The 15,552-nt window shown below is 65.7% G+C and carries 14 protein-coding genes, 1 other RNA gene and 1 pseudogene; 8 read left to right on the top strand and 8 right to left on the bottom strand.

Features of this window, described 5'->3' with window-relative positions:
- Window positions 1-4 precede the first annotated feature (4 nt).
- The 5 genes from MXAZACID_RS09690 to MXAZACID_RS09670 all read right to left on the bottom strand — a co-directional run bounded on the left by MXAZACID_RS09690 (window position 5) and on the right by MXAZACID_RS09670 (window position 3,685).
- A complete protein-coding gene (locus MXAZACID_RS09690; protein WP_008494119.1) occupies window positions 5-598 on the bottom strand; it encodes a nitroreductase family protein in 594 nt (197 codons plus the stop codon).
- Window positions 599-812: 214 nt separating this feature from the next.
- Window positions 813-1,595: a CHAP domain-containing protein gene (locus tag MXAZACID_RS17810; RefSeq protein ID WP_205619784.1), complete on the bottom strand. Its 783-nt coding sequence runs from the start codon at window positions 1,593-1,595 to the stop codon at window positions 813-815.
- Between the two features lie 350 nt (window positions 1,596-1,945).
- The gene (locus MXAZACID_RS09680) at window positions 1,946-2,296 is read right to left on the bottom strand and encodes a RidA family protein (protein ID WP_008494117.1); all 351 of its coding nucleotides are present in this window, start codon (window positions 2,294-2,296) and stop codon (window positions 1,946-1,948) included.
- An 11-nt stretch (window positions 2,297-2,307) separates the two neighbouring features.
- The gene (locus MXAZACID_RS09675; protein WP_008494116.1) at window positions 2,308-2,634 is read right to left on the bottom strand and encodes a hypothetical protein; all 327 of its coding nucleotides are present in this window, start codon (window positions 2,632-2,634) and stop codon (window positions 2,308-2,310) included.
- A 52-nt stretch (window positions 2,635-2,686) separates the two neighbouring features.
- Window positions 2,687-3,685 carry an NAD(P)H-quinone oxidoreductase gene (locus MXAZACID_RS09670; protein ID WP_008494115.1) on the bottom strand — a complete coding sequence of 333 codons (999 nt, stop codon included), beginning with the start codon at window positions 3,683-3,685 and terminating at the stop codon, window positions 2,687-2,689.
- Between the two features lie 64 nt (window positions 3,686-3,749).
- Between MXAZACID_RS09670 and MXAZACID_RS09665 the strand changes: the two genes are divergently transcribed.
- On the top strand, window positions 3,750-4,904 hold the full coding sequence (locus MXAZACID_RS09665) for an ABC transporter substrate-binding protein (RefSeq protein WP_008494114.1): 1,155 nt from the start codon (window positions 3,750-3,752) through the stop codon (window positions 4,902-4,904).
- Window positions 4,905-4,924: 20 nt separating this feature from the next.
- On the opposite strand, the gene MXAZACID_RS09660 is transcribed toward MXAZACID_RS09665, so the two are convergent.
- Window positions 4,925-5,404 carry a dihydrofolate reductase gene (locus MXAZACID_RS09660; RefSeq protein ID WP_008494113.1) on the bottom strand — a complete coding sequence of 160 codons (480 nt, stop codon included), beginning with the start codon at window positions 5,402-5,404 and terminating at the stop codon, window positions 4,925-4,927.
- Window positions 5,404-6,237: a thymidylate synthase gene (locus MXAZACID_RS09655; protein ID WP_008494111.1), complete on the bottom strand. Its 834-nt coding sequence runs from the start codon at window positions 6,235-6,237 to the stop codon at window positions 5,404-5,406. Before MXAZACID_RS09655 ends, MXAZACID_RS09660 begins: the two co-directional genes overlap by 1 nt.
- Before the next feature lie 94 nt (window positions 6,238-6,331).
- On the opposite strand from MXAZACID_RS09655, the gene ssrA reads away from it, so the two are divergent.
- Window positions 6,332-6,717: a transfer-messenger RNA gene (gene ssrA / locus MXAZACID_RS18270) on the top strand.
- A gap of 161 nt (window positions 6,718-6,878) precedes the next feature.
- Window positions 6,879-7,181, top strand: coding sequence for a putative quinol monooxygenase (locus MXAZACID_RS09650; RefSeq protein WP_008494109.1), 303 nt, complete (start codon window positions 6,879-6,881; stop codon window positions 7,179-7,181).
- A gap of 328 nt (window positions 7,182-7,509) precedes the next feature.
- Here MXAZACID_RS09650 and ispF read toward each other — a convergent pair.
- Window positions 7,510-7,995, bottom strand: a pseudogene (ispF, locus tag MXAZACID_RS09645) (2-C-methyl-D-erythritol 2,4-cyclodiphosphate synthase); the annotation flags it as partial.
- Between the two features lie 145 nt (window positions 7,996-8,140).
- Here ispF and dusB point away from each other — a divergent pair.
- The 5 genes from dusB (at window position 8,141) to MXAZACID_RS09620 (ending at window position 15,541) form a co-directional block, all read left to right on the top strand.
- Window positions 8,141-9,196, top strand: coding sequence for a tRNA dihydrouridine synthase DusB (gene dusB / locus MXAZACID_RS09640; RefSeq protein WP_008494107.1), 1,056 nt, complete (start codon window positions 8,141-8,143; stop codon window positions 9,194-9,196).
- Window positions 9,197-9,301: 105 nt separating this feature from the next.
- Window positions 9,302-10,447, top strand: coding sequence for a nitrogen regulation protein NR(II) (locus MXAZACID_RS09635; RefSeq protein ID WP_008494106.1), 1,146 nt, complete (start codon window positions 9,302-9,304; stop codon window positions 10,445-10,447).
- 4 nt (window positions 10,448-10,451) lie between these two features.
- Entirely contained in the window at window positions 10,452-11,912 is a 1,461-nt protein-coding gene (ntrC, locus tag MXAZACID_RS09630) for a nitrogen regulation protein NR(I) (RefSeq protein WP_008494105.1), read from the top strand.
- A 21-nt stretch (window positions 11,913-11,933) separates the two neighbouring features.
- Window positions 11,934-14,159, top strand: a complete 2,226-nt coding sequence (locus MXAZACID_RS09625; RefSeq protein ID WP_008494104.1) for a PAS domain-containing sensor histidine kinase — start codon at window positions 11,934-11,936, stop codon at window positions 14,157-14,159.
- Window positions 14,156-15,541, top strand: coding sequence for a sigma-54 dependent transcriptional regulator (locus MXAZACID_RS09620; protein ID WP_008494103.1), 1,386 nt, complete (start codon window positions 14,156-14,158; stop codon window positions 15,539-15,541). Before MXAZACID_RS09625 ends, MXAZACID_RS09620 begins: the two co-directional genes overlap by 4 nt.
- Window positions 15,542-15,552 lie beyond the last annotated feature (11 nt).

Below are 15,552 nucleotides of genomic sequence, written 5' to 3'. Positions count from 1 at the left end.
ACTTTCAGAACCCGCCTTCGAAGGCCAATTCCGTCACCGGCTTGCGCGGGCTCGGCGCCTCGCGGGCCTGCAAAGCTTCCGGCAGCTGGTCCTTCGGCCCCTGCTTGCCGATCACCAGCCCCATCTCGACCTTGTAGCCGGCCGGGACTTTCAGCTCGGTATAGATCTTCTCCAGCTCGATGCCGACCATGCCGTGCGCGAACCAGCCCATGGCGGTGGCCTGCAGCGCCAGGCAGGCCCAGGCGGCGCCGGCGTCGAAGGAATGGCTGTAGGACGGCACCGGCGTTTCCTTGCCCGGCACCATCATGGTCTCGGAGGAGACGATGAAGACGATGGCCGAGCCGGTCTTTGCCCAGCTCTGGTTGAACGGGTTCAGCAGGCCCAGGAACTTGTCCCAATGCGCATTGTCGCGGCGGGCATAGAGGAAGCGCCAGGGCTGGGAATTATAGGAGGACGGGGCCCAGCGCGCGGCCTCGAACATGGTGCGCAGATCATGTTCGGAAATACCCTCGCCATTGAAGGCGCGCGGCGACCAGCGCTCAAGGAAAACCGGCTCGATCGGGTGGTCGGCGGTACGGGAATTGGCGGTCAGGCTCATGCATCGCTCCTATAAGTACGAGGCTGTTTGAAAAGCCACTCTGGCGGCCGCCAAGCGGCGGTTTGCTGCGCGCCGGTGCTCACGTACCTTAAGTACGCTCCGCTCCGGTGCTCGCAAATCACCACGTGGCGACTCACCATAGCGACTTTTGAAACAGCCTCTAAGACGCGGGGCGAGCTTAGCCGAACCTCAGATGAGAGGCAAAAACGCTGCCTTATTGCAGGTTGCGGTTGGGGGCTTCGGCGGCGACCGGGCGGGCCACTGGGGCTTCCGCGACCTCGTTGCGGCCATTGCTGGTGGAGGCGATCACCGTGCCGGTATCGGCATGGTTATAGATGAAGCCGTAGGTCGGGTAGGTGGAGCCCATGGTGCGGGTATCGCCCAGCTCAACCTGCACCGCCGACCAGTTATTGTCCGGGGAAACGTCCTGGACGGTGACGTCATTGGTGATCGAGCCCGGGACCCAGTTCGCCTGCGTCACCAGGATGGTGCGCGGGTCGAGCACGGCGGTGACGACGGCGACATGGCCGAGCGGCATGCGGCCGATGGAGCGGAAATTCAGCACGGCGCCGACCTTCGGGGTGTCGCCGCGCTCATAACGGCCGGCGGCTTCGGCCCACCAGAGGAAGGCATCGCCGGAGAGCTGGATATGCGAAACCTCGCGCGCATAAGGCACGCACTGAATATAGGAATGGCGATATTCGGCGGCGATTCGGGCGCGGTGCGAGAGATGCCGGCTGGCGACATAATGCAGCTCATGCACGCTGCGGCGGCTGGCTTCGTGGGTGTGGCTGATCTCGTGGCGGCTCTGCGCCACATGGCGGATCACGTGGTGGGTTTCGCGCGCGGCCACATGGGTGTTGATGTGATGGGTCTCATGCGCGACGCGGCTGCTGGTATGGTGCACCGTGCTGTGGGCGATATGGGAGACGTGGGAGACGCTGTGATGGGTGGAAGCCTTGGCGGCGGCGGGGCAGAGGGCGGTTATCGCGGCCACGGAAACACCCGCAGCCCAGGCGGCAACGCCCTTTGTCATCATCCTGTTCGCCTTGTTCCCAGCCATTTCGTGTCCACCCGATCCGTACGAGACGCAAACAAACTATGACGATTTGCTACGGGTGGATTGCAGGAGGCGCAACCCATGACTGCGACAAAATTACAACAGATACATAAATTCGATGATCTGAGTGTCATCTGGCTGTTATGTTTAAGACAATTTTCCTAAACGCCGAAAACGCAATCTTTCCAGGCCAGAACCGGGTTTTTTAAGCGAGTCTTAACAAAAAAGGGAGCGTGGAACGCTCCCCAAATCGTTCATTCTAAAAAAGAATGAACGGCCGGTAAAAATCAGCGGCAGGCCGTGACCATGATCTCCACCAGCCAGGCCGGATCGGCCAGCTTGGCCTCGACGCAGGCGCGCACCGGGGCTTGGCCTTCCGGCAGCCATGCGGTCCAGACTTCATTAAGCGCGGCGCGATCTGAAATATCCTTTAGCCAGATATGCGCCTGGAGCAGGCGGGTATTGTCGGTGCCATGCGCTTCCAGCAGGGCATCGATCTGGTCCAGCACGTCCTTGGTCTGGGCCTTGATGTCGCCGCTATTATCCAGCGGGCCGACGCCCATGGTGTAGACGAATCCGTGATATTCGACGGCCTTGGCGAGAACCGGGCCGGCCTCGGTGCGGATGATACGGCTCATGAAAAACTCCGTTAGTTGACGATATGCGGGGTGACGACCGGCACGTTGTTCACGCTGGGGCCGCCATTCTGGTTGCCGAACTGCACGCAACGCTGAATCTGCTGATAGCGGTCATTCATCGCCCCCATCTGCTCGGACTGGAACAGCTGGGTCGGCGCGCCGAAACGCTGGCCATCCTGCAAGGTGCGGGCCTGCAGGTTGACCGTGCTGTTCTGATAGGCCTGGTTGGCGCTGGCGGTGCAGGCGGCCCGGTTGGCGGCGTCGGCCTGGCTTTGCGGCGGGCTGGCGCAGCCGGCCAGAAGCAGAGCGGCCGCCAGCGCGGCAAGATGCGGTTTCATGCGATAAGGCTTCCGTTGGTCTGCGCCAGCCATATCGGCTTTGCCGGAAAACTCAACCGGCCAGGTCCAGCAAAATCTTGCCGATATGGGTGCTGGCCTCCATCAGCGCGTGCGCCTGCGCCACCTGCGCCAGGGGAAACACCTTGTCGATCACCGGGGAGACCTTGCCCTTGGCCAGCAGCGGCCAGACATGATGCTTCAGCGACGCGGCGATATGCGCCTTCTCCTCGGCGCTGCGCGGGCGCATGGTGGAGCCGGTGATGGTCAGGCGCTTGGTCATCACCGGCAGCAGATCGATCTCGGCCTTGGCGCCCTGCATGAAGGCCACCTGCACCAGCCGCCCGCGCGGGGCGAGGGATTTGATGTTGCGCTGGGTATAAGGCGCGCCGACCATATCCAGCACCACATCCACCCCGCGCTGATCCGTGGCCTGGGCGATGACCTCCTGGAAATCCTGGGTCTTGTAATTGATCGCGGTGGCGCCGTAGCGCTCGATCACCGCGCATTTCTCGTCCGAACCGGCGGTGGCGAAGACGCGCGACCCCTGGGCGCGGGCCAGCTGCAAGGCGGTGAGGCCGATGCCGGAGGTGCCGCCATGCACCAGCAGGCTCTCCTGCGGGGCGAGCTGCGCCATGTCGAACAGATTGGCCCAGACGGTGAAAAAATTCTCCGGAATCGCGGCGGCCCTGAAGGCGTCATACCCGTCCGGCCAGGGCAGGCACTGGCCCGCCGGCACCGCGACATATTCCGCGTAGCCGCCGCCATTGCACAGCGCCGTCACCTTATGGCCGGGATAAAACCCGCTCGCCATCTCGCCCAGCGCCACCACCTCGCCGGCCACTTCCAGCCCCAGAATCGGGCTGGCACCGGGCGGGGGCGGGTAGAGCCCCTTGCGCTGCTGCACATCCGGCCGGTTCACCCCGGCCGCCTGCACGCGGATCACCACCTCATCCGGCCCCGGCACAGGCACCGGGCCATGAGCGATCACCATCGCCTCCGGACCGCCGGGGGTGGGAAGATCGACAAAGCGCATCGTCTCGGGAAGCATCATGGCGCCATATCGACGCCTTCGCCCGGCTTGCGTCAAGCCATCGCCGGTGCAAGGTAGGCGGCGCATGAGCCCCCTTCCCCGCCGCGCCCTGCTGGGCACTGGTCTGGCCCTGGCCCTGCCCGCTTTGGGCCGCGCCGCCAGCACTGCCCAGAAGCCGCCCGCCCCCACCCCGCCGAAAGCGCGCTTCGGCGCCGCCCTGCCCTTGACCGGCGCCGAGGCGCTGCAGGGAGATGAGGCGTTGCGCGGGATTTTGCTGGCCATCGCGGATGTGAACGCGGCCGGCGGGGTGGCCGGCCAGCCTGTCGCCTTCACCAGCGCGGATATGTCCACCCAGGCCAGCGCCGCCACCGCGGTGAACGGGCTGCTCACCCAATCCCACGCCAATCTGCTGCTGGGCAGCGGCAGCTCCGCCCTCTCCTACCCGGCGACGGCGGCGGCGGAGCTGGCGCAGACGCCGTTCATCGAGCTGACCGCCCCGGCGGATGGCATCATGACCCGCGGCTTCAAATTCCTGCTACGCACCGCGCCCACCACCAGCATGATCGGCGGGTTGGCGGCGGCGACGGTGCAGGCGCGCTTCGCCAAGCGCAAGCTCGGGCTGCTGTTCAATACCGGCGCCACTGACGGGGCGATCGCGGCGGCGACGCTGACGGCCCTGGGCAAGGCGGGGCAGAGCGTGGCGCTCTCCGCCGGCTATCCGACGGATGCGGCCGGGCTTTACGAGCAGGTGGGGCGGATGATGCGCGCCAAGGTGGAGGTGCTGCTGCACGCCGCCGGGCCGGATGATACGCTGGCTTTGTTCCAGGCGATGAGGAACCTGAATTGGCGGCCGGATGCGCTGCTGGGCTGCGGCAACGGCTACGGGCTGCGCGATACCCAGGTGGCGCTGGGCGGGGCGCTGAACGGCACCTTTGTCATCGCCGCGCCGTTTTTCCCCGGCCCCGCCCTGGCGGTGGCGAAAGCCTATGAAACCCGCTTCGCGGTGCCGCCACGCTCGGCGGAAAGCTGCACCGCCTATGTCGGCGCCAAGCTGACCTTCGACACGCTGAACGCGGCCGGCGGCGACCCGGCGAAGCTGCTCGCGGCGCTGCGCCAGCTCAAGCTGGCGCCGGGCGCGCTGGCCAATGGCTTCGGCGCGCAGTTCGACGCCAGCGGCCAGAACATTGCCAGCTTCGTGACCCTGCAGATCTGGAAAGACGGAGCGCTGGTCCCGGTCTGAGTCGCACTTGCCCTGGCGTCTCAGGCGCGGCGCAGATAGTCGCGCAGGACGCAGCCCGGCGCCTGCGCCCGCAACACCCGCTCATGCACCAGCCGCCACGCTTGCGCCGGGAAATCCGGGAAGAACGTGTCGGCATCCGGCACGTCGAGCGCGACCTCGGAGATCAGCAGACGGTCGGCAAGCGGCAGCATCTCCTGATAGATCCGCGCCCCGCCGATGCCGTAAACCCGATCATGGCCACGCTCATAGGCCAGCGCGATCGCCGCGCCGACATCCGGCGCCACCAGCTCCGCCGCATTCGGCCGCGCCGAGACGACGATGTTGAGCCGCCTGGGCAGCGGCTTCACCGGCAGGCTCTCCCAGGTCTTGCGGCCCATGATCACCGCCCCGCCCAGCGTCTCGCGCTGGAAGGATTTCAGATCCTCCGGCAGCTCCCAGGGGATAGCCCCCGCCCGGCCAATGGCGCCGTTGCGCGCCCGGGCGACGATCAATGTCAGCATCAGACCGCCACCGGGGCGCGGATCGCCGGGTCTGGCTCATAGCCGAGGATCTCGAAATCCTCGTAGCGGAAATCGAAAATCGAGCTGACCTGGCGCTTGATCCGCAAGCTGGGCAATGGCTTGGGCGTGCGCGAGAGCTGCAATTTCACCTGCTCCATATGGTTGGAATAGATATGTGCGTCGCCCAGCGTATGCACGAAACCCCCCGGCTCATAGCCGGTGACATGCGCCAGCATCACCAGCAGCAGCGCGTAGGAGGCGATGTTGAACGGCACCCCCAGGAACATATCCGCCGAGCGTTGATAGAGCTGCAGATGCAGCTTGCCGTTGAGCACCCGGACCTGCCACATCGTATGGCAGGGCGGCAGCGCCATTTGCGGCACATCGCCGGGATTCCAGGCGGAGACGATCAGCCGGCGGCTATCCGGGGTTTTCTTGATCATCTCGACCAGCTGCGCGATCTGGTCGATCTCGCGGGCGCGGTAGAGCGGGGCGCCATCCTGCGCCAGCCCCGCCGGCTCCAGCGCCGGAAAGGCGCGCCACTGGCGGCCATAGACCGGGCCGAGATCGCCATTTGCATCGGCCCATTCATCCCAGATCGTCACGCCATTCTCGTTGAGGTAGCGGATATTGGTGTCCCCGGCGAGGAACCAGAGCAGCTCATGGATGATCGAGCGGATATGCAGCTTCTTCGTCGTCACCAGCGGAAACCCGTCCGCCAGCCGATAGCGCGATTGCAGCCCGAAATAGGAGATTGTGCCGGTGCCGGTGCGGTCACTCGACATCTCGCCCAGCTCCAGCACCGTGCGGAGGGCATCGTGATATTGCTGCAAGGCTCACCTCAATCTTTGCGCGCGGGCCGCATCCCAAAGCGCGGCGTATCATCCCCCTCTCTCCCATACCGGGCCGAGTCTGGCCAGCACGGGGGCTCTTTCACAAACCGCGAAGGGCGCCTATATCAGCCTCGTCAGCTTGCTGACTATGGCGATAAACGGTGCGTGGAATAAGCGTTGTGGACCCGGGGGCGGTACCCGGCGCCTCCATATTCTCTTGCGGCCCTTCGGGGCCGCCGCGGCCTGATTCAGACTTCGCGGCGTTCGCCGCTACGTCATCAGGACGCGATCACGGGGGGATTTGCGGGGGCGAAATAGACTCGACACGCGTGGTAAAGACCCATCTTTTGCCCGGCATTGTACCGCCGTTATCGGGCTAATTTTTAAATGCGAACGATAACAACGTTGCATTCGCTGCAGCTGCCTAATCAGTAGCTAAAGCGCGGCTCGGGGGGCGCCGGGCAACAGAAGCCCCCCACTCCGCGGATCGGCGTTTCGGCCCGCATTGTGCCAGAGCGGCGCAACCTTGCCCGCGATCCCCGCCGCGATATCATCCCTCCCGCGCATCCCGGCCCTGCCAGATCTGGGGCCGCGCGCCACCCGCAGACAGAACTGACCCAAAACAGACAGAGGAACCCCTCATGGTGGACAATAAAATCGTCTATGTCTTCGCGACCCTGACCGCCGCCCCCGGGCGCGGAACCGAACTGCGCCTGACCCTGGAAGAGCTGGTCACCGCCACCCGCCAGGAGCCGGGCAATGTCACCTACACCCTGCACGAAGCCACCGACGCGCCCGGCACCTTCATCGTCTATGAGGCCTATGCCGACCAGGCGGCGGTGGACGCGCATATGGCCAGCGCGCATCTGAAAGCCGCCCTGTCCGCCGCCGGCCCGCTGCTCGGCAGCCCGCCGGTGATCATCGCCGCCAAGCAGATCGCTTAGGCGCTGGCTATCCGCGCCGCCGAAGAGGACAAAAAAAAGGCGGTGCACAAAAGCACCGCCAAGTTTAGGGAGGAAACGTCCAAGAAATAGGAGAGAACACTCATCCTATGGGTGGAGTATATAACTGGCCGGATGAAACGGCGAAACCGGCCAATTCGCAGCGCAGCAATACCAAAAAGCTGGGCTAATGAAGTTTTCTTCATAAGCTTAGTATAGATTAATTTACCCCCTCCCGGCGCATGCAAAATGCTTCATGATGCGTAAACAAAAAGCGCCGGAAGCAGGCTTTCGACGCTTTTTCATGCAGTCCGCCAAAGCGGGTTGGGCCTCAGCCCTCCGGCACCAGCACGATCACCGCCGCCTGCGCGGCAATGCCCTCGCCACGGCCGGTGAAGCCCAGACGCTCGGAGGTGGTGGCCTTCACCGAGATCAGATCGATCGACACCCCGAGCAGATCCGCCAGGCGCTGGCGCATGGCCGGGGCATGCGGGGTGATTTTCGGGCGTTCGCAGATGATGGTGATGTCCGCATTCGCCAGCTTGCCGCCACGCGCCTTGATCCGCTCGGCGGCGTGGCGCAGGAAGCGGGCGCTGTCCATGTCCTTCCACTCAGTCTCGGAGGGCGGGAAATGCCGGCCGATATCGCCTTCCGCCAGCGCGCCATAGATCGCGTCGCACAGCGCATGGATGCCGACATCGGCGTCCGAATGGCCGGCCAGCCCCATCTCATGCGGGAGCTTCACCCCGCAGATGATCATGTCGCGGTTCTCCGCCATCGCGTGAACGTCATAGCCGGTGCCGATGCGCGGAATCATGCCCTGTTTCTCCTGATAATGCTCCGGCCTGGAATGCACGCGCCAAGGCCGGAGCGTCAATAAGGGAGATCTGAGGGCGGCTTCGCCTAAAAAGAAGGGCTGACGCATTGCGCGGCGCGGCAAGGCGGAATAATTTGCCCAAATCATGAGCAACGACGTTTTCCCCATGATCAAACCGATCACCATCGGCCAGGGCCCCCTGGCGGTGCGGTTGGATCACCCTGTCATCCTCGCCCCGCTCTCGGGGGTGACGGATCTGCCCTTTCGCGCCTTGGTGAAAGAGCAAGGGGCGGGGCTGGTCGTCTCCGAGATGATCGCCAGCTGGGCGATGGTGCGCGAGAACCGCAACACGCTGCGCATGGCCGAAGTAGTCTCCGCCGGCGGCCCGAATTCCGTGCAGCTGGCCGGCTGCGACCCGGAGGCGATGGCCGAGGCGGCGCGTATCGCCGTCGGGCTGGGCGCCAACCTCATCGACATCAATTTCGGCTGCCCGGTGAAAAAAGTGGCGATCGGCCAGACCGCCGGCTCGGCGCTGATGCGTGACGAGATTTTGGCCGGGCGGATTCTGGAGAGCACCGTGCGCGCGGTGAATGTGCCGGTGACGCTGAAAATGCGCATGGGCTGGGACCATAACAGCCTGAACGCGCCCAGCCTGGCGCGCATCGCCGAGCAGGCGGGCATCGCGCTGCTCACCGTGCATGGCCGCACCCGCCAGCAATTCTATGAGGGTGTCGCGAACTGGGATTTCATCGCCGAGGTGAAGGCCGCGACCAGCCTGCCGGTGATCGTCAATGGCGACATCACCAGCGTGGACAAGGCCGCCGAGGCGCTGCGCCGCGCCCAGGCGGACGGGGTGATGATCGGGCGCGGCTCTTATGGCCGGCCCTGGTTCCTGCAGCAGGTGATCGACTACCTCACCACCGGCACCCGCACCCCACCGCCCAGCCTGGCCGCGCAGAAGGAGATCTTGCTGCGGCATTACCGCGCCATCCGGGCGCATTTCGGCGAGCAGGCCGGGGTGCGGCTGGGGCGCAAGCATGTCGCCTGGTACAGCCAGGGGCTGCACAGCTCGGCCGGCTTCCGCGCCCGGATCAACCGGCTGGATGACGGCGCCGCGGTGGAGGCGCTGATTCATGAATTCTACGACCCGCTGATCGAACAGGGCTTCATCCGCCAGGACGAAATGGCGATGGCGGCATGACGCTGTTTCACATGATGACGGAAAAAAATACGCGCGTGGGGATGGTGGGGCGGCCACGCGCGCAGAGAGAAATCATTTTGCGCCGCGACGAAGGAGTGGCGTGAAATGAGCGGGTTTCGGAAAGCCTTCAAGCTGGTGCGCCGGGCGCCGCGGGAAACGCAGGTCAAGCTCGACCCGGCGCAGATCCTGGAGGCCATGCCCATCGCCGTGGTGGTGGTGGATGAGCAGGATATCATCGCCGAGGTGAATTACGCCGCCGAAGAGTTTTTTGGCGCCTCCAAAACCATGCTGCAGATGACCAATCTCAGCGAATTGCTGCCGGTGGACCATCCGATTTTCCTGATGATGGAACGCGCCCGCTCGGCCGGGGTCACCATCGCCGAGCATGATCTGATCATGGAAGGCCCGCGCATGACCAGGCGCGGCTGCGCCGTGCTCGCCGCCCCGCTGCTGGACCAGCCGGGCTTCGTCGTGCTCACCTTGCAGGACGAATCCGCCGCCAAGGCGCTCGGCCAGCAAATGTCGGCGCGCAACGCGGCGCGCTCGATCACCGGCATGGCTGCCATCCTGGCGCATGAGGTGAAGAACCCGCTCTCGGGCATTCGCGGCGCGGCCCAGCTGCTGGAGCTGAGCTCCCCGCCGCAGGACCGCGAGCTGGCGGTGCTGATTCGCGACGAGGCGGACCGCATCCGCGCCATGGTCGAGCGGATGGAGACCTTTGGCGAGAAGACGCTGGAGCGCCAGGCGGTGAATATCCACCGGGTGCTGGAGCATGTCCGCAAGCTTTCCGCCTCCGGCTTCGCCGCCAAGGTGAAATTCATCGAGAGCTACGACCCCTCGCTGCCGCATGTGCTGGGGGACCGCGACCAGCTGATCCAGGTGCTGCTGAACCTGGTCAAGAACGCCGCCGAGGCGATCGAGGGCGGCGACCGCCAGGATGGCGAGATCCATCTCACCACCGGCTTCCAGCACGGGGTGCGGCTCTCCGCCTCGGCCGGGCGCTCGCGCCCGAATCTGCCGATCTTCGTCGCGGTGCGCGATAACGGCCCCGGTATCCCGGAGGATATCCGCCGGCATCTGTTCGAGCCCTTCGTCTCCACCAAGGCGGCGGGCTCCGGGCTGGGTCTGGCGCTGGTGGCGAAGATCGTCGCCGATCATGGCGGGCTCATCGATGTCGACAGCCATCCCGGCCGTACCGAATTCCGCATCCATCTGCCCGTTTTTGAAGATCCCGAAGAAGGCGTGAATTAAGCCCATGACGCTTCCCACCGTACTCGTCGCCGATGACGATCGTTCGATCCGCACCGTGCTCACCCAGGCTCTGGGGCGTGCCGGGTATCAGGTGCGCGCCACCTCCTCCGCCGCCACACTCTGGCGCTGGGTGGAGGATGGGGAGGGCGATGTCGCCATCACCGATGTCATCATGCCGGATGAAAACGGGCTGGATCTGATCCCGCGCATCCGCCGCATCCGCCCGGAGCTGCCGGTGATCGTGATGAGCGCGCAAAGCACGCTGACCACGGCGGTGCAGGCGACCCAGCGCGGCGCCTTCGAATATCTGCCCAAGCCGTTCGACCTGACCGATCTGCTGGCGGTGGTGGACCGGGCGCTGAAGCAGCCGATCGCCCTGGCGGCGGCGCCGGACGCGCAGAAGCCCAACCCCGACGAGGCGATGCCGCTGATCGGCCGCAGCCCGGCGATGCAGGAAATCTACCGCATCATCGCCCGGCTCACGACCACCGATCTGACAGTGATGATCAACGGCGAATCCGGCGCCGGCAAGGAGCTGGTGGCGCGCGCTTTGCATGATTTCGGCCGCCGGCGGCAAGGGCCGTTCGTGGCCATCAACATGGCCGCGATCCCGCGCGAGCTGATCGAGAGCGAGCTGTTCGGGCATGAGCGCGGCGCCTTCACCGGCGCCACCAACCGGCATATCGGCCGTTTCGAGCAGGCCGCCGGCGGCACTTTGTTTCTGGATGAAATCGGCGACATGCCGCCGGAGGCGCAGACAAGGCTGCTGCGCGTGCTGCAAGAGGGCGAGTTCACCACCGTCGGCGGGCGCCAGCCGATCCGCGCCAATGTTCGCATCGTCGCCGCCACCCACCGGGATCTGCGCGCGCTGATCCGCTCCGGCCAGTTCCGCGAGGATCTGTTCTACCGGCTCAACGTGGTGCCGATCCGGCTGCCGCCCTTGCGCGAGCGGCCGGATGATATCCCCGTGCTGGCCCAGCATTTCCTGGGCAAGGCGCAGGCCGAGGGGCTGCCGGCAAAGACCATCGACCCGGCGGCGATGGCGCTGCTTTCCGCCTATCGCTGGCCGGGCAATGTGCGTGAGCTGGAGAACGTGATCCGCCGCCTAACCGCCCTGGTGCCGCAGCCGGTGATCACCGAGGAGGTGATCGCCCAGGAGCTGGCCGACCATAGCCCGGTGGAGGAGCCGGCAAAGGCGATGAGCGGCGGCGAGGAGAGCGACAACATGACCAGCGTGGTCGAGCGCCATATCGGCCGGCTGCTGGCGAGCTTGCGGGAATCCGGCGAGGAAGGCGTGCTGTATGAGCGCGCCCTGGCCGAGCTGGAGCGCCCGCTGATCCGCATGACACTGGCGGAGACGCGCGGCAACCAGATCCGCGCCGCCGCCCTGCTCGGGCTCAACCGCAACACGCTGCGCAAGAAGATCCGCGAGCATGGCATCGGCGTGCAACGCCGTGTGGGATAACCTCGTGCAGCGCCGTGTTGGATGAGCGGGGCCAAGGACATCGCTGAAAAACGCCCCCGCCGCTCGGGTCTCACCTGGGCGGTGGATCTGATGCTGGGGCGCGTCTCCACCCTGCTGGTCGCCTCGGTGGCGCTGGTGCTGGGCATCCTCACCTTCGGGCTGCTGGCAGGAAGGGTGCATCTCTCGCTGCATTCCGGCGGCGCGCTGGCGCTGATGGTCTCGGATTTCGCCGCCCTGCTGCTGCTGATCCTGGTGCTGGCCGGGCGGGTGACGCGGGTGATGCTGGAGCATCGGCGCGGCGCCGCCGGGGCCAGGCTGCATGTGCGGCTGGTGTTCCTGTTCGGCGGCGTGGCCGCGGTGCCGGCCGTGCTGGTCGCCATCTTCGCCATCGTCTTCTTCAATTTCGGTGTCCAGGCCTGGTTCAACACCAGGGTGCAAACCGCCCTGGCCGAGAGCAACCAGGTCGCCCAGGGCTACCTGACCGAGCATGAGAACGATATCCGGCTGGATGCGCTGGCCATGGCCAACGATCTCTCCGGCTCGGTGTTTTTCGGCAACCCCAACGAGTTTGCCAATTATCTGGTCAGCCAGACCACCATTCGCGGCCTGACCGAGGCGGAGATTTTCGATCCGCGCAGCGGCCAGGTCATCGCCTCCGCCGGGCTGTTCGCCGGCATGGTCAATACCGTGCCGGACCGCGCCGTGATCGCCCAGGCCAATGCCGGGCAGGTGCCGGTGATCAGCCCGCCGGGCAGCACCGCCGAGCAGGCGGTGATCAAGCTCGACATCACCCCGCCTTTGATGCTGATGCTGGAAAAGCCGGTGGACCCGGCGATCCTGGATCACGTCAACCGCACCCAGCAGGCGGTGGAGGAATATCAGCGCCTGGCGAAGAACCGGGCGCAGCTGGAGATCTCCTTCGCGCTGATCATCGCGGTGCTCACCCTGCTGGTGCTCTCCGCCCTGGTCGGATTCGGCCTCGTCATCGCCAACCAGATCGCCAAGCCGCTCGGCCATCTGATCCGCGCCGCCGAGAGCGTGCGCCAGGGGGATCTGGATGTGCGCGTGCCCGAGCGCGCCACCGGCGACGAGATGGAAGGGCTCTCGCGCGCCTTCAACCGCATGACCACTCAGCTCGCCGCCCAGCATTCCGAGCTGATGGATGTCAACAACCAGCTCGATGAGCGGCGGCGCTTCACCGAGACCGTGCTGGCCGGTGTCTCCGCCGGCGTCATCGGGCTGGATGCCGCCGGGCGCATGGAGCTGGCCAACCGTGCCGCCTCCGAGCTGCTACGGCTCGACCTGACACCGCAGGTCGGCCAGTATCTTGCCTTGTTGGTGCCTGAATTCGCTGCTCTGATCGCGCAGGTGAGCGCCACCCCCGAGCGCCCGGCGACGGCGCAGATCGAGCATGGGCAGGGCTCAGCCAAGCGGGTGCTGCTGGTGCGCATCGGCGCGGAGATGAAGGAAGGCGTGGCGGATGGGTTCATCGTGACCTTCGATGACGTGACGGAGCTGATGTCCGCCCAGCGCAAGGCCGCCTGGGCCGATGTGGCGCGGCGCATCGCGCACGAAATCAAGAATCCGCTGACCCCGATCCAGCTCTCCGCCGAGCGGCTGAAACGCCGCTTCGCCAAGGAGATCACCTCTGATCCGGAAAGCTTCACCCAATGCGCCGAGACCATCGTCCGGCATGTCGGCGATATCGGCCGGATGGTGGATGAATTCTCCGCCTTCGCGCGGATGCCGCAGCCGGTGATGCGCGCGGAGAGCCTGGAGCGGCTGGCGCGCGAGGCGATGGTGCTGCAACGTGTGGCGAAGCGGGACATTGACTGGCAGGTCGAGATCGAGGCGCCGTTGCGCGCCAAATGCGACCGCCGGCTGATCGGCCAGGCGCTGACCAATTTGCTGCAGAACGCCGCCGATGCGGTGGAGATGCGCCCCGGTGCCAGCCATGTGACACTGCGGCTGCGCGAGGAAAACGGCATGGCGGTGCTCAGCGTCACCGATGACGGGGTGGGGCTGCCGGAAGCCGGGCGCGACCGGCTGACCGAGCCTTACGTGACGCATAAGCCGAAAGGCACCGGGCTTGGCCTTGCCATCGTCGCCAAGATCATGGAGGACCATGGCGGACGGCTGGCATTGCGCGAGGCACCGGGCGGCGTCGGGGCTGAGGTGTCGTTGATTTTGCCGGTGCTGCCGGAGGGCGCCGCCGTAGAGGATGCGAGGGAGTTGCCTGCAGGATGACTGAAATTTTGATCGTGGATGACGAGCCGGATATCCGGATGTTGGTCGAAGCGATTTTGAAGGATGAAGGCTATGAGGCGCGCAGCGCCGGCACCTCGGACGAGGCGCTGGCGGCGTATCGCGCCCGGCGCCCAGCACTCGTCATCCTGGATGTGTGGCTGCAGGGCTCCAAGCTGGACGGGATCGGCATTCTCGACGTGCTGCACCAGGAGGTGCCGCGCGTGCCCGTCATCATGTTCTCCGGCCACGGCACCATCGAGACCGCGGTGGCGGCGATTCAGCGCGGCGCCTATGATTTCATCGAGAAGCCGTTCAATTCGGACCGTCTGCTGCTGGTGGTCAAGCGCGCTTTGGAAGCCGCCAAGCTGGAGCGGGAGAATGCCGAGCTGCGGCTGCGCGTGGGCAGCGACACCAAGCTGACCGGCGAGGGCAACGGCATCGCCTCCTTGCGCAACGCCATCGAGAAAGTGGCCCCCACCGGCTCGCGCGTGCTGATCTCCGGCCCGCCCGGCTCGGGTAAGGAGATCGTGGCGCGGATGATCCACGCCAAATCCCGCCGGGCGGATGGGCCTTTCGTGGTGATGAATTGCGCGATTCTGGCTCCGGAGACATTCGAGGCGGAATTATTCGGCACCGAGGCCACCGCCGAGGCGCCGCGCAAGCTCGGCGTGCTGGAGCGCGCCCATGGCGGCACGCTGCTGCTGGACGAGGTCTCCGAGCTGCCGCTGGAGATGCAGAGCAAGATCGCCCGCGTGCTGCAGGACCAGAGCTTCGAGCGGGTTGGCGGTAATACCAGGGTGAAGGTGGATATCCGCGCCTTGGCCAGCACGGCGAAGGATCTGACCGCGGAAATCGCCGAGGGGCGGTTCCGGGAGGATCTCTATTACCGTCTCGCCGTGGTGCCGCTGCGGGTGCCGGCGCTGAAGGAACGGCGCGAGGATATTCCCGCCCTGGCCAACCATTTCCTGCGCCATGCGGCGGAGATTTCCGGCCTGCCGGTGCGCAGCCTGGCCTCGGACGCGGTGGCGGCTTTGCAGGCGCATGACTGGCCAGGCAATGTCCGCCAGCTGCGCAATGTGATGGATTGGCTGATGATCATGCGCTCGAGCGAGCCGGGCGAGCTGTTCCATGCCGAGCATCTGCCCACCGAATTGGCCGCGCACGCGCCACGCGCCTTGGCGATCGACCCGGCGGCGGATGTGATGGCGCTGCCGCTGCGCGAGGCGCGGGATGTGTTCGAGACGCAATATCTGCAGGCGCAGCTTTTGCGCTTTGGCGGAAATATTTCGCGCACGGCGAATTTCGTCGGCATGGAGCGCAGCGCGCTGCATCGCAAGCTCAAACAGCTGGGCATAGGTGCCGCGGAAGACAAAGTCGCCTAACTGAAATTTGC

The organism is Acidocella sp. MX-AZ02 (genome assembly GCF_000306035.1).
Classification (GTDB): domain Bacteria; phylum Pseudomonadota; class Alphaproteobacteria; order Acetobacterales; family Acetobacteraceae; genus Acidocella; species Acidocella facilis.
This window is presented reverse-complemented; position numbering and strand designations above follow the sequence as displayed.